Source organism: Rhodococcus sp. D-6 (assembly GCF_040256695.1).
In the GTDB taxonomy this organism is placed as follows: Bacteria; Actinomycetota; Actinomycetes; order Mycobacteriales; family Mycobacteriaceae; genus Rhodococcus; species Rhodococcus pyridinivorans.
Genome location: NZ_CP132970.1, coordinates 4,117,423 through 4,135,735, shown reverse-complemented (window position 1 = coordinate 4,135,735; position 18,313 = coordinate 4,117,423). Strand labels below are relative to the sequence as shown.

The following is an 18,313-nucleotide window of genomic DNA, read 5'->3' as shown; positions in this document are numbered from 1 at the left end:
GTCGTGTTGCAGCCGAGAGGCCGCATCGCTCGTCCGGTAGTTTTCGAACAAAGACCGCCGAAGTACGGCGGGCGGAAGGTTGGGGAAACGCTCGTGACCCGGATGAAGACGTACGCAGGAACGGCGCTCGCTGCGCTGTGCTTGATCGGTGTCTCGGCATGCGGTTCATCTGACGATGACGGCAGCGAAGCGGCGGCTGGGACCGGGGCGTCGACCGCCGCCTCCGCGACGCGTTCTGGCTCAGTGAGTCAGGTCGACGGGCGCGTCATGTTGGAAGTGAACTGGAACAAGGAGCAGAAGAAGATCGGGTTCGACAACGTCTCCCCTGCGCTCGCGTCCGTCACGTGTGAGGGGACGGGTTCGTCGTTGAAGGCGGATGTTGCCTTCCCCAATGACATTCAGATCAAGATCGACGGTGCCGCCAAGACTGTTGTACTGACGGCGCCGGAGATACAGCCCGTCACGAATCCGATACGCGCGGAGTCTGTGACGTGGGGGATGAACGGAGTGGAGATCGACGGCGCCGGCGACGTGCAGTTGAAGTTGGCGGGTGAGGATTCCCCGCGGAACGCCAACGCGATCTTCTCCTTCTTGGTGACTTGCTGACGGACGACTGTCCGTCCGTCTCGCTCGGGCCCGAGGTGTTGATACATCTCGGGCCCGAGCTGTATCTGAACCGTCCACGTGGCTGGCAGGAGGCGGCAACCGCTCTGCGTCATGGTCCAGTTCGCAGGGGGTAGAGCGGGTCAGCCGGCTCCCGTAGAGCGTCCCTCGTGAGGCGAGTCGACAAGCTTCTCAGCAATTCGAGCAAGACTCCCTGGAGTCGGGAGCGGGTTTCGCATGTTTTCGCAGGTCAGCGGCAGTATGATTGCTTGGCAGCCTGCTAAAAAACCGCGGATTCTGTTAATTCTCGCTGCATCTCAAGTAGTCGTGACTGTAGGTTCTCGCCGGATGTGTCAGTAGGACGGTCCTTGGACCTTCGGGTTTCCAAATTCGTGTCAGTCCGGGTTTCTCACGATCTTGTCGGAATCCTCAGAAATTCCGGTCCCGTCTTACTGACCGTTCCAGAATGACCGCACGTGTTCGCGGGGTCGTCCGCTCGACAACGGGATCAACTCGGTCCTGTCTGCCGACAGCAGTTTCTAGTAGCCCATCACTGCGTGTGCGCTGCGATGCTGGACGATACGTGGCGGCGCATACGGTGCAGGCCATATCTGCAGCTTGTATCGCTCGACCACCTTGTCGACGACGAGATCCCACGCCAAGTCGCGTCCTGTGGCATAGGCGCGGACCCGATAGGTTCCGGCACCGGCCGACAGCACCGTGTCCGGAAAACCCTCGACGGGTTCCTCCGCGCCGGTGAGCACCGTGGCGATATCCGAATAGGTCTGCAGCGAGGCTTCCTCGATGTCTTCCCATTCTCTGTCGACGAGATCGGGAGCCTCACCGAGAACCTCGACCTGCAGGTCGAGTGGTCCCATGGACATCCCTGTATAGACATAGACCATCCCGGTGTCGGCAGCGAGCAGACCGAATCCTGGCTCGGGCAACTGAGGAAGTTCTTCCCAGGCCCGATCGTCCGCGTCTTTCACACAGAACATTCGGTCGACGCTGGCTCTGCCGATGTACAACATGGTGCCTCTCTCCCTTCTGCAACCGGAGCAGTCGATCAGCAGATGACCGACCGTCCATCTCGGTGGTCCATGCCTCTCGCGCATCATAGGAAAGAGGTCGCCGATCGCCGAGGTAACGCGGTGTGAAGCAACTGGGGTCCATCGTCCGATTGCTCTGATCGGTGGCGCCCGAGGTTCGCGTCAGGCTCGACGTGCCCACGGTTGGTGGCCGACCAGCACATCTCGGAATAGTGCCGCCGGCGGGGGACGACTGCGGACTTTGCGTGACCGGCAGTCCCAGGATCATTCGATGGGGATCTACGTAGCGGGGGTCGTTGCGACAGGATCATCTGGAGTCCTGCACGTACCTGACCTCAATCTCGCTGGTCGGGGGCACTTTTCCGACTCCCGATACTGACACGAATTTGAGAAATCGACACGCCGCTGACAGCCAACTGACATGAAATTGAGAAACTGACACTGAAACCGAGAACCAACAGTGACCTGGGGTTTTGTGGCGGAACAGGGATGTATTTCAAGTAACGTCCCGTTTTGATGGTGCGAGCAGCGCTAATGACAGTTAGCGCCAACACTGATGCGATGACCAGGAATGTGGCGATCACCGACTTTGAGGCGGTCCGCCTATCCGCACGCCGAGGGAATCCGGTCATTTCGGGCGTCAGGTGACCGACGCCGACGGGCGCTGAATCCCCCTCGCCACGGCCCATTGCGACTCATCGACCCGCTGCGGAAACCCCAAGATGAGGATTCGGCCACCTCATGGCGCAACCCGTTATGTCACGTGACGGAACGGGCCGGTGAGGCCGCCCAACTACCCGCCCGACCAGGACATTCCCCTCCGCCAGCCAACGCCCAGCGGCAACTGAAACACCCCGAACATCGGCCCGACAGTATCCCAACGACCTGATCGCCAGACGCTTGGAGCCGCCGATGACCTACCGCAACCGCCCCTCCCGCATCGCCGTCGCAACGCTGCTCGCCGCCACCACCACATTGACCCTCGCCGCCTGCACCCCCACCAGCGACAATGCCCCGAAAGTCACCCGAATCGAAGGCGACCCCAAGACCTGGGTTCGCGTCCACACCATCGAGCTCTCCGACGGAACGTCCGTCCTGTGCCTTTGGGAGCAGAGCACCGGCTATGACGCCGGCGGCCTCAGCTGCGACTGGGCGAACAAGACCACCCCCAGCGAGTAGCCACTCCCTTCCCCCAAACCCCAAGGACATCTCGATGCCGCCGAACTTCCGCCCCACATACGACTACGACGACCCCGACCTGACCCCACCCTCCCCCGGGGTCGACCTGATCATGCAGGTAGGACTCGTGGAATCGCTGCCCGGAATCGGTCCCGCCACCGGCGGACAGTACATCGGAATCCCCCGCGCGATCGGTCCGCTGCACACCCGTCTCTGGAGACCCCACGACCAGGTCGAAATGACCCTCCCCAACACCGATCTGCAGCTCTGGCACGCCCCGTTCCACGTCGCTGGCCATAGCCACGGCGAGTTCAAGCTCTCGGAACGGCGCGGCTGGCACTGGCTACGGTGGACGGTCGCCGACCATGTCACACACGACCTCCGCCAGCTCCGGACTGAAGCGGACCTCGGGGTCACTCCGGTCTACTCCGAGACGGCGAGCGATCCGCTGGTCATCGTTCCCTGTGGAGCCGCCAAAGCGCCCTTTCCCTGCCCGGCCGGAGAGCTGTACACCGGCAGCTACCACCGACTCACCCGCCGCGCCGCCGATGCCCTCACCAGCAGCGACAACATCCGCATCATCAGCGCCCTCCACGGCCTACTACCCCTGGACCAGGTCATCGCACCGTACGATCTGCGCTTCGGCCGACCGGGATCCGTCACCGCCGAGCAGCTCCAGGAGCAGGCCGATCAGCAGGGACTCCTCGGACACCCCAATGTCGTCATCCTGGCCGGACGTGACTACACCAGGCTCGCGCAGCAGGTGTGGCCACACGCCCGCACCCCACTCGCTGGCACCCGCAGCATCGGAGAACAGCAGCATCGCCTCGCACGCATGGCAATGCACCGATCGCAAGCCTTCCGATGAACTGGCTGATTTCCGCAGTGGGGTCGATACAGTGGGGCAAATCTATGGGAAGGCACGTGATGGCGTTCATTTGTGTATGCGGTGTGCGGTATCCATCAGCTAGTGCTGCTGTCGGATGCCCGCGGTGCGGTGCACGGAAGATCGTGCGTCAGCAGGTGCAAAACGCTGTGGTTCCTCCCCGTCCGCGATCCAAGCCTGGCAAGAAAAAGCAGGTAAAGCCGCTCGCGATTGGCGGTGAGTCGGTCAAGAATGCCGTTCATCTAGCGGTTCAGAGCCACATAGCCCGAATCGGACTTCCCGACAGGGAAGTTCTTGAATCCGGGTCACCAGTCAACACGGTGATGCAGCACATTGCAGACTCATGTTCGCCTGCGGAACTGGCGCGTCTACGCAATGAAGCCCTTGAGCTCCAACAGTCCTTAAGCGCTCTCATAGAACTGGAGTTCACCGAACAAGCGAAAGAGCGACGGACGAAGAACCGCCGTAAGCCGACGCAGGTCCGTACCGTCGTTGGCGGTGGCCTCCCCGGTATGGGACATCGCGGATAGGCCGGCCATATGACAGACTCCAGATCACTCCTCCGGGCACTGTGCCTGGCCCGGTTCCAATAGCGATTCAACTGAACCGCGGTCCCACCGAGGCGTCGGTGCTCCTCGGTAGGCTCCCTCCAGACAGGAGAGGAGCGGCGTTGACCACAGAGCACTTGCTGGGAGAAACCATCCTTGCCGCACCGGCCCCGGTGGCCGCGGGTAACCCGGAGCTGTCCACAGCCCCCGTCCTCTCCGCTGAATCCAAAGCTCGCATCGTCGCCGTTCTCGAACAGCGCCACTCCCCCTCCACTGCCCGCAACTACCGGCAGGACTGGGAGAAGTTCACCGCCTGGTGCAGCGCCCACGGCCACATCTCGATACCGGCCCACCCCGCCGTCGTCGCCGACTACCTCACCGAATGCGCGGACCTGCGTACCGAGACCGGCGAGCGCGCCTACTCGATGAACACCCTCGCCCGGTGGGTCGCCTCGATCAACTACTGGCACCGCGCCGTCGACCACCGCGCACCCGGCGAATACCAGCTCGTCAAGGACACCATCTCCGGTCTGCGCCGTACCTACGCCGCGGCCGGCGACCGTCCCGTCAAACGCGTCGCGCCGCTCGAGCTCGCCGAGATCGAGCACATCGTCACGACTCTCCGCGGCGAGGCCAAGACCTGGCAATCCCGAACGCGCGAGCGCCGCGACTCCGCACTGCTCCTCCTTGGGTTCCTCGGTGCGTTCCGCCGGTCAGAGCTGTCCGACCTGCAGATCCGCGACGTCACCATCCACTCCAGCGATGGCCTCCACATGAGGGTCCGCCGCTCGAAGACCGACCAAACCGGCCACGGCCTGATCAAGGCCGCCCCTGTCGCCCTCACCCACACCGTGTGCGGCCCCTGCGCCTACCGCCGCTGGCTCGACGTGATCGCCGCCCACCAAGCTGCCGGCCGACCCGGCATCATCCGACTGCTCCGCACCGACGACTATCCAACCGGGCACGTCTGCCATCTCCCCCACCCCCAGCTCACCGACATCGACGTGCCGGTGTTCCGGCCGATCCGCGTCAACGGCAACCTCGGCGACACCGCACTGTCCGGGCAGGCCATCCACGCCGTCTACCGCAGGGCAGCCCACGCCGGCGGCCTCTCCCCCGCGAAGATCGCCCAACTCGGCGGCCACTCCGTCCGCGCCGGGTTCGTCACCGAAGCACTCCGCAACGGCGCACAACCCCACGAAATCCAGCGGCAGACCGGGCACGCCTCCCCCACCACCGTCGGGATCTACGCCCGCGAGCACAACCCGCTGACGGGCAACGCTGTCACCCGTTTCGCTCGCTGACCGAAAGTTGTTCGCGAGCTGCTCGACGCGGACCAGCACCGATCAGATACGAACGGCGGCGGCCTGCCCGTTGTCTCGGGACAGCCCACCGCCGTTTCGCTATTCGGTCTTACCGGCTGCGGCTATGTCCCGTACGCCAGGGCCGCGACTGCTACGGCCGCCGCCACCGGGGAGAGGAACAGCAGCGGGAACTCCTCGGCGATCCGCAGCCGGATGACGCCGCGGTACGAGGCGAACGCAATCCCGAACACGACGATCGCGGCGATCAGCAGCAGCCACCACACCGGGTCAAACGCGCCGACCAGGTCGGGGACAAACGGCGGCGCCTCCGGCTTGACCTCGGGAATCTGAGCGAACGCAGGGGGGACGGACACGAAGCCTCCTATGTGGTGCGGATCGCTCGATCGGGGTGCCGAGCGTGAACCGAGAATCTCCCATCGGGCACCGACGTGTTTCACCGTCACAGGCAGGGATCAGTGAGTGCGTCACTGTCTGTGGCACCACCACCAGGCGGCACGACCACCAGGCGGCACTCCCTGGCTCGATGTTCGCGTAAGTGATGTCCTCGGGGGAGATATGGCGCCCCACCACTCCAGCGCCCCCAGACCGGCTACGCCTCCCCGCCACCGTCGAGATCTTCGCCCGCGAGCACAACCTGCTAACCGGCAATGGCGTCACCATCAACACTGTCGGAGCGGTGGGGCGACTCCTGCCGGGAAGAAGTCGAGGCGGATCGCTTCCGACCGCGGTACCTCGTGTGAATCGATGATGCTCCGTGCACAGGCAGGGTCGCATGACTATGCGAATACTCGAATTGTTCGCTGCCTTCCTCGCACACCGGTGCTCGAGACCAGCCGGCGTCCACCAAGTCTCGAACTCAACCGCGCACGCTTTCCCCGCATATCCCCGACGCTTCACCACAGACCAGGGACGATCAGCGCAGGTGGAGACCCATCACCACATCGACATCTGCTGGTCATCGACCGAACGGCGCCGCCGCGATCGGTTGTCCGACGTCCCTTCCACCGGCTGGTCCGTTGACCACCTCGTCCTCGCCGGACTTGCACCGATCCCGGTCGCGTCGCCGATCTGCTCCCACGTCATCCCAACGCGCAGCGCGCGCTGCACGTCCAGCACCGGATCGACACCGGCGCGATGTGCGATCGCGATCCGCGTCAGCAGCCGCGCCTCGCTGTCGTCCCGTAGTTGGTCTGCCGAGTGGGCGCGGGCAGGGCCGATCGCGCTGTCCACGACTCGGTCGAGCAGCACGTCGACCTTCTCCGCGAACAGGTCAGCGGCGTCAGCGAGTCGCTCGCGGTCGACCCAGGGCTCACCCATGTCGGCAGTGTAAGCAGTGGAAACGGCCCCTCGCATGCGATAACGACCGAGGACAACCGGCGGCTATCCGAGGAGGAAGCTGCGCGCAGTCTCCAACGTTGGCTCGACGACATCCATCGCGTAGACGTTCCGGTGCGAGCTGCCCCAGTTGTACGGGGCGTGAGCGGCGGGGTGACTGAAGTTCGCGATCGCGGTGGCGACGCCGGCGAACTCGGCGTACTCGAGCTGCTCGTTCGCCGGATCGATCCGCTCAACATGCTTGAGGTGCGGCGCGATCAGCGACCGAAGTGCCTTGCTCTGCAGGATCACCATGGTGGGCTCGAGGATCCGGATCGTCGCCGCAAGGTGCGGGAGGCATGCCCGGTCCATCGCCGGCACCTGCGCGGCCTGAAATCGGCGGCCCTTCGCCGAGTCGACCGGCCGCACCGCCGAGCACAATCGCTTGTTCACCAGGGCATAGCACTGCATGACGTGCTGCGGCACCGGGTGATTCGCCAGCGGCAACAACTCCCCAGCACGGTCATCGCCCAGGCCGCGGCCGAACGCGGCGCGCAGTGCGCTGGTGGTGCCGAGCATGTGTGCATGGCGGGCGCCGAACCTCATCCCGATCGCTTCGTCCTGTTGCAGTCGCCGCGTCTCGAGGGAGATGTGCCGGTCCGGGCGCCCCATCTCCATGCCCAGCACCAGCACTCGCAGGGGGACGCCGTCTTCGAATAGGTCGTAGTGCAGGCCCACGTGAGAGAGCTGTCCTTCGTAGAAGTCGGCAGCCTTCTTCGCGGCCGCACTGCCACAGCTGGCACTGGATCGGCAGACGAAACCGCCCGCACCGAACACCGACCTGGACATGTACTCGTCGAGCTCAGCGATCCGCTGACGGGTCCGCACCGGGTCACTCGTGAACTGAGCCATCTGCGCAACCTACCGGCGGCCGCCCAGCACCCAGCCCGACTCACGGATTGCCGTGCTGAAACACCTGGACCGGCCCACTCCTACGTTTGCCCCAGACCAGCACCGACGACCAGGAGAACACCATGACGACCCACTCCGACAGCCCCGCCACCGTCGCGCACATCGAGATTGCGCCAGGCGAGCTCACCCACATCACCGGCGCCGTGATCGTCGGCGCCCACGACGGCCACGTCCGCGTCACCGGCACCGTCGAACTGTCGGACGTCATGCCCAGAATGGTCAGCGTCGAGACCGAGGCCGGAACCCTCTACCTCGACCAGGATTTGCCGGTCACGATCGTCAACCCGACCCTCCAGTCGAGCGAGGACCGCGACGACATCGAGGGCCTGGCTCACACCGTCGGCCTGCTCAAGGCGTCTTGACCCCCCACGACCAGCACATCGACTCGCCCCGGAAGGAAACAAGGACCGCAGTGACCACTACCGCTCACATCAACGAGGCCGTCTACATCGACCCGCGCGCCGGGAACGACAAGTTCTACCGGACCTTCACCTTCGGCTCCGCATGGGTTTCCCAGTACGGCCGAAACGGCACCCTGGGCACCTTCACCAAGATCGTCGAGACCGCCAGCCCCGAGGCGGCAGTGAAGGCCGCCGCCGCCAAGTTCGCCGGCAAGGTGAAGAAGGGCTACGAGCCCGTGCGCTCGGGTGGCGTCGAAACCAGCACCGTCATCACCGCGGACAACCTCGCGGTGCTCGATACGCTCGTGGAGAGTCTGCAGAAGGGCGACGCCGTCGGCATCGTCACCGAGCCGGTCGCCGCCGTCGAGATGGATACCCGTCGTGAAGACTTCACCGCTGCCGCTGTCGAGGCACTGACCGCCACCTCGTTCCTCGGGGAGCCCGCGGTCGCCGAGGACACCATGCCCTCGCTGCCGGTGCGACCGATGCTCGCCTCCGTGCAGCCCGCCGAGATCGTGGCGGACGCGATGGACTCCGACGACTGGTGCGCCCAGTTCAAGTACGACGGCGACCGCGTCGTCATCGAAATCGACAACGGCGAGATTCGCGTCCTCAACCGCCAGGGGCAGGCGAAGGTCCGCAACGTCGGACCGTCGCACCTGCATCCGTTCAGCGCCTTGCACTCCGGGCGCTGGGTTTTCGACGGTGAGGTAGTGGGACGCACCCTGGTGCTCTTTGACCTCATCGTCGCCACCGACGGCATCAACACCTGGGCGCGCGAGTCCATGGGGTTCCCGGTCCGCCACCACACGCTCACCATTCTCACCGAGGTGTTGGGCATCCCCGCCGTCGACAAGGCCACGGAGGGCAGCCCGGTGGTGCTCGCGCCCGTCGCGGTGACCGCGCAGCACAAGGCTGACATGCTCGAATCCGCTGTGGCCGAGCAGCGCGAAGGCATCATCCTGCGCCACTACTGCGGGACATACGAGTCCGGTCGCCGCTCGACCATGCTGGTCAAGCACAAGCTCATCAAGGACGTCGACGTCGTCGTCACCGCCCTGCACCCGGTGAAGGACTCCGCGGAGCTCGCCGTCCACGACGCCGAGGGGAACCTCGTCCAGGTCGGTACCGCGTCCACCATCGGCAAGGGCGCAGTCGAGGTCGGTCAGGTCTGGGTGGTGACGTTCCTGTACGTCGCCAACCCCGAGCACCCGCGGATGGTTCAGCCGCGCCTGATCCGCCAGCGCCACGACAAGGCCCCCACGGAGTGCCTGCTCGACCAGTTCGCCGACGCAGGCACCAACAAGGCCGTCTGACCAGCACCCGATCGGCGTCAGAAGCCCCCGACACCACCCGGTGCCGGGGGCTTCCTGGTGCTGGCGGGGTGCGCGCCCCCCTCAGCGAACCGGCCGCAGCTGCCCGATCTCGGCCCGCCGAGTCCCGTCCGGATCGGCCACCATGAGGTAGCGAGGTGACCAGCGCAGACACGGTCGGCCGCTCAAAGTGTCCTGACACCCCGCACGACCTGCGCATCGGCCCGTCCCCTGGCATTCCGCGGGAGGCGGGCCGACCCGGTGCTCACCCTGGCTAGCCTTCCCAGGTGACCGACGCACCCATCCTCATGCCGGACCAGGGCGATGCGAGCATGACGCCATGACGAGCTCCTACCCCCTCGGCGACCTCGTGCCGGCCATCGCGATCGGCGCGCGGTACAGGTACGACTGGCAGCTGTTCGCGGACTGGTGCACCGCGGTCGACGCGCCTGCGCTACCCGCGGACCCGCTCACGATTGCGATGTTCCTCGACGAGCACCCGGCCGCGACGGGAACCCACCGGCGGCGTCTGTCCGCGATCAACACCGTCCACACCCGCTGCGGTTACCCCGCGCCCGGGACCGCGCACGCGCTGCGGGAACGCCTGACCCGCCGCACACGACCGCGTCCGGACCTGCGGGACACCGCATTGGAAGCGATTCGCCGACTGCCGACCACGGGTTGGCCCGGAGGTCTCTTCGGCCGACGCGACGCCCTCCTACTCACCCTGACCTGCCGCGTGGGCCTCTCCCCCATCCAAGTCGGACGCCTCCAACGCAGCGACGTCACCTTCGACGGCCGCACCCTCCGCATCCCCAGCCACGGCATCGTCATCCCCCACGACCCCCACGAATCACCCCGCACCGAACAGGTCGCCGTGTACCTGCGGTGGGCCAGACTGCAGGCCTTCACCGACCGCACCCCCTCCAACCGGTGGCTCGGCGAATCCCTCACCAACGCCACCCCGGTCACCGACGACTCCGCCACCGGCCTCCAACTGCTCCCCGCGATCCGGCACAACGGGCCGCTGCTGCCCTCGTTCGACAAATGGGGCCACGCCAGCCTGAGCCGCGTCGGCCTGTCCCGCCGCGCCATCACCCGCATCCTCACCGCGCACCTGAGCGGCACCACCAGCACTCGGGAACAACGGCAGGTGAAGTTCTTCGACGACGGCTGGGCCGACGCCGTCGAGGATGTCGTCGAAGCCATCAGCGAAGACGAGAAGGACAGCACCGAGCCTGTCGAGCCCCCAGAGTTGTCCAGCGAGGAGCTCGCAGCACGCTACGAAGCAGGTCTCGCCGCGCGCCGCGGCACCGCGAAAGCGATGGCAGACCTTGAGCCGGCCTTCGAAGAGCTCGACGACCGCACCGACGAACTCCTTGCTCGCATTCAAGACCTCCTCGAATTCGTCGAAGGATCCCCGCCCCGAGCTTGAGGTAGTCCCGGCTCTGTCGGGGTAAGGCCGTACGCTCGGCCCTCTCCGATGGAAGGGGAACCGTCGCCGTGCTTGGCATTACCGCTGAATCAGCGCCTGTTGTTTCTGCCGCTGCGACCGTAGGCGGAGCGATAGCGACGTCGTTATCGGTTGCCGTCGCCGCGTTCCTCGGTGTGCGATCGCTACGCGCGCAGGCCGCTGACAGTCACGCTCGATCGCGTCCGATGGTCGGCGCTGCCCTGACGCTCGACCCCCACCCCACGAGTCAAAGCGCGGATCTAGAGGTGCGGAACTACGGCCAGACCGTCGCCTACGACGTCACGGTGACCTTCGACCCGCCGCTTGCCGATACCGGCACGCGATCCGGCCAGCCGAGCCTCGTGCCGTTCTTGATACAGCGTTACGACCAGACCACCCCAAACCTGATGCCCGGCACGATGCTGAAAAATACGTGGTACATCCTGCACGAGGAAGCGGCCGGCGAATCGGTGAACGACGAGCCGATCGCCGATCGCGTGGTTGCGACCATCGAGTACTTCGACGCCCCGAACACCCCTGGAGACGGTGGTCGGCGCCGCCGTCGTAGCCGATTCGAGGATCGTTTCGTCCTCGACATTACGACGCTCTACGGCGAGGCCCGCACGATGCACTCCGACGACCACCTCGGTCTGCACAAGCGATCCACACAGACGTTGGAGGCGATGCGACGGGATCTGTCGACTATCGCGAGCAGCGCGAAGAAGGTCGCACTCGGCGACCTCAGCGAGAGCCGATAACGCTTGACCTGGACTGTCGTGTCCAGTCCGAGGTTAGGAACCGCCACCGCGGAGCCTCGACCGATCCGGACTGGAGAAGGCGGTTTCTAACCTCTGCGGGCATGAGGGAGAAGCGGTTCGAGACGGGTCTGTCGCACCTTCGTACCTACGTCGAACAGCACGGTGACGGGCACGTGCCCCGGTCCTGGATGTGCCCGGACTGCGGGTTCGCTCTGGGTAGCTGGGTTGCCCATAAGCGGGCCGCGATCCGCGCCGGCAACACCTCGCTGGGTCCGGAACGGATCGCTCAGCTCCACGCCGTCGGCTTCGAGACCACGAGCCCTCGCGGTGTACGCGGCCCCACCTCACTGCACCAGCAGCAGTGGGATCACGGACTGAACCATCTGCGGGCGTACGTCGCCACCCATGGCAACGCCGATGTCCCCCGCCGCCGCGTCACCGAGGATGGCTTCGCCCTCGGCATGTGGGTGCAGTCGCGCCGCAAGGAACTGCGAGCCGGAAAGCTCACCGCCCCGGACCGCCTGGAGGCACTGTCCAAGCTCGGGTTCATGGAGCACTCCGACCGCCGCGGAGGATTCGCCGCACCCAGCCGGAATACCGCCGCTGAAACAGGTGGAGAAGCGGTAGGCAATCATGGAGACACGTCGAGGCAGAACTTGGCGTAACAGACAACGGCACTGTTTTCCTCCCCTCGAAACAGTGCCCCGCCGGTCACCGCGCTCCTCCCCTCACCGCGGTGACCACACGGCCCGGGCTCGCGTCTCCCTCCCCTCGACGCGAGCCCGGGCCGCACTCATCTCGACGCTCGGAGGGGCCGCTTCCCCTACTTGACGCCTGGCTGATAGACCCGGGCAAGCACCAGCCCCAGCACAGACAGCGCAAGGAATCCAAGCCACACCGGGGCGGCGGACGGGACCGTCAAGACAGAAATGAACAGCCCGCAAATCGACACAACCAGCAGGCTCGACCACACCACCGTGCGGACCGTAACCATGAACGCGGCCCTTGCGGCACGAGCCGCGCGGACCTGATCGATACCCGCCACGAAGTCCTTCGCGTGCTGGTTGACAGGGAACAAATTGCCGTCGGAGGTATAGGCGAACAAGCCGATCCCGTGCTCGTCTGCGTACCCGACGGCGTCCTGCGTGTACGGCGAAGGGGACAGCAGCTCCGCGAAGAACAGCATGTCCTTGGAATGTTCTGCGCCCCGCGCCCCGTACAAGCGTTGCAGATCCGGCCGCCCCACCTTCGAATGCATCCACTTCACTTGAGCGACTGCACGGCGGGCAACGACGTCGACGCCCCCGTCCGCGCCGCGCCCGGTCACCCTCGCATCCGGGAAGCCCATATCCCTCATCTGTGACGCCGCGAACTGCTCGGCGTCCTCTGGAGTGGTGATGTATCGGGACCGAGAATCCATGGCGCGACCTCCGGATCTGCCGACACTGTAGCCACTCGTAGCACGCATTCAGGTCAGATCAGGAGCCCAAACTCTGCAGACGTTGCAGCGTTCGCGGACGCATCAACCACTCCTCGAACTCCAACGCAGAGTCATCCCGCTCCCACACCTGCAGCCACTGCCGCCACACCCGATACGAGCACCGCAGCGACGGCGGCAGCGTCTTCTGCGACAGCGCGTACCGCACCCCGTCATCACGGCCCTGCGCCGGCCGCACCACCATCGGCCGACCCTTCACAGACCAGTCCGGAGCCTGTCCGGACTCAAGGAAACCAAGGTCCGCGAGCAACCCGTCATCCCACCCACCGACACTGCGCCGACCCTCCAACTGCATCTGCACATCCGGGGTGACCTCCCACAACACCTGCGCGATATGACCGGCCTCAATCGACATCTTGTAGCCCCGCAGCACCTGCAGCATCCGCCACCGCTCCTTGTGCGTGATCTCCATTTCCACAGCCACAATCCGCCCACCGACAATCGCCGTGAAGTCCGGCCAATGCAGCTCCCCCGCCACCCCGACCGGCACCCCGAACCACCGCGCACGCCCCGCCCCATCCATCGTCGGCGAGACCGCCATTCCGAACTCATCCGCCGCCGACGACCCCGCCACCGCCACACCCACGAACCGTGCGAACGCCTCCGCCGCCTGCCCACTGTCATTCGCGCGTTCCACCGCCCGCATCTGCCGCTCGGACACCACCCGCACCCCACGGGCACGCATCCGCAGCGCCGCCTCCGCCACCAACAACCGGTGCAGCATCCGCTCCTCCGACGGCACCAACGCCCGCAGCTCCGGGAACCCCGGGGCCGCCGCGGCCGCCATCCCCGCCGCCGTCGGATACAACACCGTCCCCGCCCACCGAAGGTTGTCGGACCGCTCCAACAGCCCTGCCTCCCGCATGTACTGCACCCGCTTGCGCGCCGTCTCCCACACCCCGCCATAGAAGTGTTCGGCGGCGTGCCGAAGCGTGATCGCACCGAACGCACCGGCGAACTCCAACAACTGCTCATCCCCCGGCGTCCGACGCCACCCGTGCCGCCGCACCGTCCCCGACGACATCCCCTGATTCCCCCGCCGCGCAGCCGCCGCCCGCCGCTTCCGCGTCATCGGAACCCGGTACCCCGCCCCCAAATCAGACGCCTTCTCCACGTACTCCGGCACCAACACCACTCCTCACATCACGTCCAACGCGCCAGCCCCAGACCCCGCAGCCACACCAGCCACAAGGCCCCCACCAACGCGCCCCCCACCCGGGGGCTTACCGCGCACACCCCATCACCCGCCTTCTCCACCTGAAACACCTGCGAAAAGCCCCCACCCCACCCCCGCCGACCACCGCCACTCACCTCCACCCGGGGGTGTCGCGGGTTCCACTGGTCTCGTGCCTCGCCGGTGGTGCCCCTGCTGCCCCCTCTTGGGGTGTCGGTGCCCGCGCGGTGCGTGGGGGTCACCCCTTTTGGGCGGCCTTGGTGTGAACCCCTTGGTTCCTCGCTCGCTCGGAACGCTGCGTGGTTCACGGGCCGCCCAGGGGTGAGGACCCCCTCGCATCGCGTGGGTGTGTGGTGGTCGCCTTGGACGAGGGGTGTTGCCCCCGGGGCAGCGCGGGTTGCCCTTGTCGGGTCAACCTGCTGCGGCGGCCGCGCAGGGGTGGTGACTGTCGGGTTCGCGCCGGAGGCGCTGCCGGGCACGGCCGCGGGGTGTTCACCCCGGTTGGTGGCTTCTGGGTGGTTGCGGTGATCGCCGTCCTGCCGGGTGGGCCTCCGGCCCGAACGTGCGCACCTCACCGGAGGCGCCGTCCCCGACTGGGGTTGTTGCGGCGGTGGCGTAGGTCTTCCCTCGGGCCGCCCCTTGTGGGTGACAGTCGGGTCGTCGGGCTGCCCCGAGTGGACGCCGAGTCATCCCGACGGACAACCCCGAGGGGCGGGTCGCACGCGTCGAACGCTCGGACCGCCGGCCAACCACGATCTGAGCGGAGCGAACCCGCCGCTAAACCACACACCCACCCGGCCACCGCGAGGCCACCCCTCCCGACCCGGCACACGAGGATGTGCCGCCGAAATCAGGAACCCCGCCCCGTCACCAACGGCGCGTTGCAGCGACCGCGCCAACCCCCCCTGAAACTCCGTCGACCCGCCCGGTGCTGTGTCGACCCGAAGTGACCTCACGGGTCAGCACAGGGCCAACCCCGCCACGGGCCAACCATCCACGTCGCACGCCACCCACGTCGCAGGCCCACAAGCCACCCCCGAAGCCGACCCCCGCCCAACCCACAGCCGACAACGATCCGGCCGGAGGCCACCCCCCCCGGTCACCCCACCAGCCCGGCACACGAGGATGTGCCGCCGAAATCAGGAACCCCACCCCGTCACCAACGGCGCGTTGCAGCGACCGCGCCGAACGACACCCACCGACCCGTGCGGCACCGAAGGCGCACCGCCCCCGGAAACGAACCACCCACCAACACCGCGCAGGTCAACCCCCGGCCCCCTACCGGCGGCCGGGAGCCTGGGGAACCGGCGCCCTCAACCCAGCCCCACGGGCTGGGTTGCCCGGCCACCCTCCGGGTGACCGGGACGGGCACCGGCACCCCAGGACGAACACCCCCAACGACGACGACCCGTCGCCCCGGGACACCCACACACCCCGGCCACACCGGCAGGCGCCCACCCCACCCACCACAGGTGGCTGGGTTTTGGGCGCGCGGTGCGGGCGTGGGCGGTGGGGTGCGTGGTTCGGGCACCCAAGCGGTGTGTCTATGTATTGTGGACGTAGACACATTTTCGGGAGTCGAGAAGGCGGTGCTGTCCGTGAACGCGGTGGTCACAGACTCGGTGCGGGAGCAGGCCGCAGCCTTGGATGCGTTGCGTAGCGCTCATGCCCGCGAGAGCGACGAGCGTGGCCGGCTCGCGATGGCCACCGCGGTGACCGGTGCCGCGTTGGTGCGGGCTCGGGAGATGGACGTGCCGTGGCGGCAGTGCCAGGAGGCTCTCGGCGGGATCAACCGGGCCGCTGCGAACGTGCGGTGGAAGAACGCGCGGCAGCGAGCCGCCACCGGGGTGGATGCGGACTCCTCCCCCGATGCGCTGTCCGAGTTCGCGGACCGCTGGGGCGGCGACCGTCCGCTGCGTGAGCTCCAGGCCCTCGAGGTCGCTGCAGAGTGCGGTGCCCGCCAGGCCGGCGAAGTGGAGCGAGCGGCGTGTGAGGCGGAGCCGGGCCGCCGGGACTACGAGATCGACGACCTCGTCGGTCGCACGGTCGAGGATGCGGTCGAGGCCGGGCGCCTGGCGCTGGTACGCGCGGCTCGCAGCGGTCCGGTCCCCACGCTTGAGGCATGGCGGATCGTGTCGGAAGCAGCTGCAGCGTTCCGCCCGCTGTGGCGGCACACCGACCGGTGAGCAGCCCGGGGGCGCGTTGACACGCCGACGGGCCGGTGGCGGGTTCGCCGGTGGTCACCGCGTGTTCCCCGTACGCTGAGATCGGTCACGCCGCCCTCCGTGGTGGTAGCGGAATCCGATCGATCGAGGAATCCGACCCTGTCCGCCCGCGTGGACAGCGGTCGCGGGGTTGTCGTCCACGTGCCTCTGGTGGTCGCATGGACGCGAGCGTGACGACGGGGCCGGCTCCTTTTCGGGGAGCCGGCCCCGAGGCGTTTCCGGACCCGACGCGGGTGTCTCCCTCCGCCGCCTCGTGTCTCCCCGGGAGACCGCTGTCCAGCCAGGTCGCAGGGCATCGCCGGCGGTATGTCCCGTCGCCGGACTCTCGGGTCTGCAACAGGCGGTGAACCGGCTCGGTCCACTCGTGGCCATGAGCACTCGAACAGGCACCAGCGACCTCGCCTTCGCGTTCGCGGCCGCACCGCTTCCGGCAGTTCTCGGGATCGGCGCGCTTGCGCTCCTCGGTCTCCTCGCGCTGGGTGTCGCGCTGCACCAGCCGCGGTACGCGAACCTCGGCGCTAGAAGCTGCCTCTGGCGCCCGCTGACGGGCTCCGCCGCAGTCCTCGCCGCCACCGTGGCGGTCGCGTACTGGCTGTTCCCGTGAGAGCTTCCCGCTCCCGCCTGAGCGGAGGGCTCGACGAGGCTCACCTGCTCTCGCCGGACCCCGGTCGGCGAGGGGTGTCTCCTCGGCTCGGTCGTGTGGGCTCCGAGACCGCTGTTCGGCCCGCAGGCGGCCCGGAGGACGCGAAACGCGGCACGCCCTCTGAGCGCTCCGCTCCCCCTTTCTGGCACAGGAACCCCAGATTGGCTTTTTCGTCCGCGAGCGTGGCTCTCAGGCGGCAAAACGGGGGTCTCTCGTTCGCGTTCGGGACCTCAGATCTCCGATTGACCCGGAAACGCGTCAGCGAGCCGCTGACGCGTCGAGGACGCAAATCGGGCCTCCGGGTCCGTCCGACGCCGTTTCGGGCGCCAGCGGGCCGCGCAGGCATCCGCAGGCCCCATCCGGCGCAGCCCGCCAGCCGACCAATCGCGGCCAGGACGATTCGACGCCACCCGAGCCGCCCCGGTCGCCGACCTCGGGCCCGACGAGTCGCCCGTCGCCCGTGCCGCACGACTCCCCCGCTCCACACGACTCCCCCGCTCCACACGACTCCCATGAGCCGTGCATCGCAGGGGAAACCCCCGCGCCGCACGAAACCAGGGTGACCCCTGGGATACACGCAACACGCCAGACACGCGATACACGCAATACCCGGGTAATACACGAAACACGCGACACCCAATGGGCACGAGACCGGCACGAATGCAGGGATACGCGCGAAACACGAGAACCGAGCGCCACACGTGGGCCACGCGCAAAACGCGAAACACGGGATACACATGAAACCCGCGCACTCCCCAAATTGCGCGAACTACCCGACACCCAAGACACACACGCCACACGCCAGAACCCGGTATCCCACGACACACGAGATACCCGCTCAACCCGAGTACGCCGGGCCGCGCTGGAAATGCGCGACACCCGCGATACCCGCCTACACCTCCCCTCCCCCGCCCCACCCGGATCCCGCGAAACACGCGCCCCCCGGCATTGCCCGGACTCCCCCGAGACCCG

At 67.0% G+C, this 18,313-nt stretch carries 17 protein-coding genes; 11 read left to right on the top strand and 6 right to left on the bottom strand.

Translation table 11 applies throughout. The features are described 5' to 3' along the window. The first annotated feature begins 93 nt into the window (after positions 1 to 93). Positions 94 to 606 (top strand): hypothetical protein, encoded by a 513-nt coding sequence (locus RBB84_RS19355; RefSeq protein ID WP_350246518.1) that lies wholly within the window; start codon positions 94 to 96, stop codon positions 604 to 606. A 536-nt stretch (positions 607 to 1,142) separates the two neighbouring features. On the opposite strand, the gene RBB84_RS19350 is transcribed toward RBB84_RS19355, so the two are convergent. Continuing rightward, positions 1,143 to 1,601, bottom strand: a complete 459-nt coding sequence (locus RBB84_RS19350) for a hypothetical protein (RefSeq protein WP_350246516.1) — start codon at positions 1,599 to 1,601, stop codon at positions 1,143 to 1,145. A gap of 963 nt (positions 1,602 to 2,564) precedes the next feature. Between RBB84_RS19350 and RBB84_RS19345 the strand changes: the two genes are divergently transcribed. From RBB84_RS19345 to RBB84_RS19335, 3 genes are all read left to right on the top strand, one after another. Next, on the top strand, positions 2,565 to 2,831 hold the full coding sequence (locus RBB84_RS19345) for a hypothetical protein (RefSeq protein ID WP_138846054.1): 267 nt from the start codon (positions 2,565 to 2,567) through the stop codon (positions 2,829 to 2,831). Between the two features lie 34 nt (positions 2,832 to 2,865). Continuing rightward, positions 2,866 to 3,699 carry a DUF6884 domain-containing protein gene (locus tag RBB84_RS19340; protein ID WP_350246514.1) on the top strand — a complete coding sequence of 278 codons (834 nt, stop codon included), beginning with the start codon at positions 2,866 to 2,868 and terminating at the stop codon, positions 3,697 to 3,699. Positions 3,700 to 4,387: 688 nt separating this feature from the next. Further along, a complete protein-coding gene (locus tag RBB84_RS19335; RefSeq protein ID WP_350246512.1) occupies positions 4,388 to 5,569 on the top strand; it encodes a tyrosine-type recombinase/integrase in 1,182 nt (393 codons plus the stop codon). Positions 5,570 to 5,691: 122 nt separating this feature from the next. Here the strand turns inward: RBB84_RS19335 and RBB84_RS19330 are convergent, their stop codons facing one another. The 3 genes from RBB84_RS19330 to RBB84_RS19320 all read right to left on the bottom strand — a co-directional run bounded on the left by RBB84_RS19330 (position 5,692) and on the right by RBB84_RS19320 (position 7,816). Beyond that, a complete protein-coding gene (locus RBB84_RS19330; protein ID WP_193904238.1) occupies positions 5,692 to 5,943 on the bottom strand; it encodes a hypothetical protein in 252 nt (83 codons plus the stop codon). Between the two features lie 580 nt (positions 5,944 to 6,523). Further along, complete coding sequence (locus RBB84_RS19325; protein ID WP_193904239.1) at positions 6,524 to 6,907, bottom strand: hypothetical protein; 384 nt, start codon at positions 6,905 to 6,907, stop codon at positions 6,524 to 6,526. A gap of 63 nt (positions 6,908 to 6,970) precedes the next feature. Beyond that, complete coding sequence (locus RBB84_RS19320) at positions 6,971 to 7,816, bottom strand: hypothetical protein (RefSeq protein WP_350246510.1); 846 nt, start codon at positions 7,814 to 7,816, stop codon at positions 6,971 to 6,973. 122 nt (positions 7,817 to 7,938) lie between these two features. Here RBB84_RS19320 and RBB84_RS19315 point away from each other — a divergent pair, with 122 nt between their 5' ends. The 5 genes from RBB84_RS19315 (at position 7,939) to RBB84_RS19295 (ending at position 12,466) form a co-directional block, all read left to right on the top strand. Next, entirely contained in the window at positions 7,939 to 8,238 is a 300-nt protein-coding gene (locus RBB84_RS19315) for a hypothetical protein (RefSeq protein WP_193904241.1), read from the top strand. 50 nt (positions 8,239 to 8,288) lie between these two features. Beyond that, positions 8,289 to 9,593: a WGR domain-containing protein gene (locus RBB84_RS19310; protein WP_229568565.1), complete on the top strand. Its 1,305-nt coding sequence runs from the start codon at positions 8,289 to 8,291 to the stop codon at positions 9,591 to 9,593. Positions 9,594 to 9,930: 337 nt separating this feature from the next. Then, positions 9,931 to 11,025, top strand: coding sequence for a hypothetical protein (locus RBB84_RS19305; RefSeq protein WP_350246507.1), 1,095 nt, complete (start codon positions 9,931 to 9,933; stop codon positions 11,023 to 11,025). A 284-nt stretch (positions 11,026 to 11,309) separates the two neighbouring features. After that, positions 11,310 to 11,801: a hypothetical protein gene (locus tag RBB84_RS19300; protein WP_350246506.1), complete on the top strand. Its 492-nt coding sequence runs from the start codon at positions 11,310 to 11,312 to the stop codon at positions 11,799 to 11,801. A gap of 101 nt (positions 11,802 to 11,902) precedes the next feature. Next, on the top strand, positions 11,903 to 12,466 hold the full coding sequence (locus tag RBB84_RS19295) for a helicase associated domain-containing protein (RefSeq protein WP_350246505.1): 564 nt from the start codon (positions 11,903 to 11,905) through the stop codon (positions 12,464 to 12,466). A 158-nt stretch (positions 12,467 to 12,624) separates the two neighbouring features. On the opposite strand, the gene RBB84_RS19290 is transcribed toward RBB84_RS19295, so the two are convergent. Both RBB84_RS19290 and RBB84_RS19285 read right to left on the bottom strand, forming a co-directional pair. Beyond that, the gene (locus RBB84_RS19290) at positions 12,625 to 13,221 is read right to left on the bottom strand and encodes a restriction endonuclease (protein WP_350246503.1); all 597 of its coding nucleotides are present in this window, start codon (positions 13,219 to 13,221) and stop codon (positions 12,625 to 12,627) included. 58 nt (positions 13,222 to 13,279) lie between these two features. Beyond that, on the bottom strand, positions 13,280 to 14,266 hold the full coding sequence (locus RBB84_RS19285) for a hypothetical protein (protein WP_350246501.1): 987 nt from the start codon (positions 14,264 to 14,266) through the stop codon (positions 13,280 to 13,282). 1,796 nt (positions 14,267 to 16,062) lie between these two features. Here RBB84_RS19285 and RBB84_RS19280 point away from each other — a divergent pair. Both RBB84_RS19280 and RBB84_RS19275 read left to right on the top strand, forming a co-directional pair. Further along, positions 16,063 to 16,659 (top strand): hypothetical protein, encoded by a 597-nt coding sequence (locus tag RBB84_RS19280; protein WP_175428141.1) that lies wholly within the window; start codon positions 16,063 to 16,065, stop codon positions 16,657 to 16,659. 409 nt (positions 16,660 to 17,068) lie between these two features. Beyond that, positions 17,069 to 17,302, top strand: a complete 234-nt coding sequence (locus RBB84_RS19275) for a hypothetical protein (protein WP_138846041.1) — start codon at positions 17,069 to 17,071, stop codon at positions 17,300 to 17,302. Positions 17,303 to 18,313: the final 1,011 nt, after the last annotated feature.

Coding starts and splice junctions, on each gene's coding strand:
- RBB84_RS19350 (WP_350246516.1), bottom strand. CDS start 1,601: ATGTTCTGTGTGAAAGACGCGGACGATCGGGCCTGGGAAGAACTTCCT.
- RBB84_RS19345 (WP_138846054.1), top strand. CDS start 2,565: ATGACCTACCGCAACCGCCCCTCCCGCATCGCCGTCGCAACGCTGCTC.
- RBB84_RS19340 (WP_350246514.1), top strand. CDS start 2,866: ATGCCGCCGAACTTCCGCCCCACATACGACTACGACGACCCCGACCTG.
- RBB84_RS19325 (WP_193904239.1), bottom strand. CDS start 6,907: ATGGGTGAGCCCTGGGTCGACCGCGAGCGACTCGCTGACGCCGCTGAC.
- RBB84_RS19320 (WP_350246510.1), bottom strand. CDS start 7,816: ATGGCTCAGTTCACGAGTGACCCGGTGCGGACCCGTCAGCGGATCGCT.
- RBB84_RS19315 (WP_193904241.1), top strand. CDS start 7,939: ATGACGACCCACTCCGACAGCCCCGCCACCGTCGCGCACATCGAGATT.
- RBB84_RS19305 (WP_350246507.1), top strand. CDS start 9,931: ATGACGAGCTCCTACCCCCTCGGCGACCTCGTGCCGGCCATCGCGATC.
- RBB84_RS19295 (WP_350246505.1), top strand. CDS start 11,903: ATGAGGGAGAAGCGGTTCGAGACGGGTCTGTCGCACCTTCGTACCTAC.
- RBB84_RS19290 (WP_350246503.1), bottom strand. CDS start 13,221: ATGGATTCTCGGTCCCGATACATCACCACTCCAGAGGACGCCGAGCAG.
- RBB84_RS19275 (WP_138846041.1), top strand. CDS start 17,069: ATGAGCACTCGAACAGGCACCAGCGACCTCGCCTTCGCGTTCGCGGCC.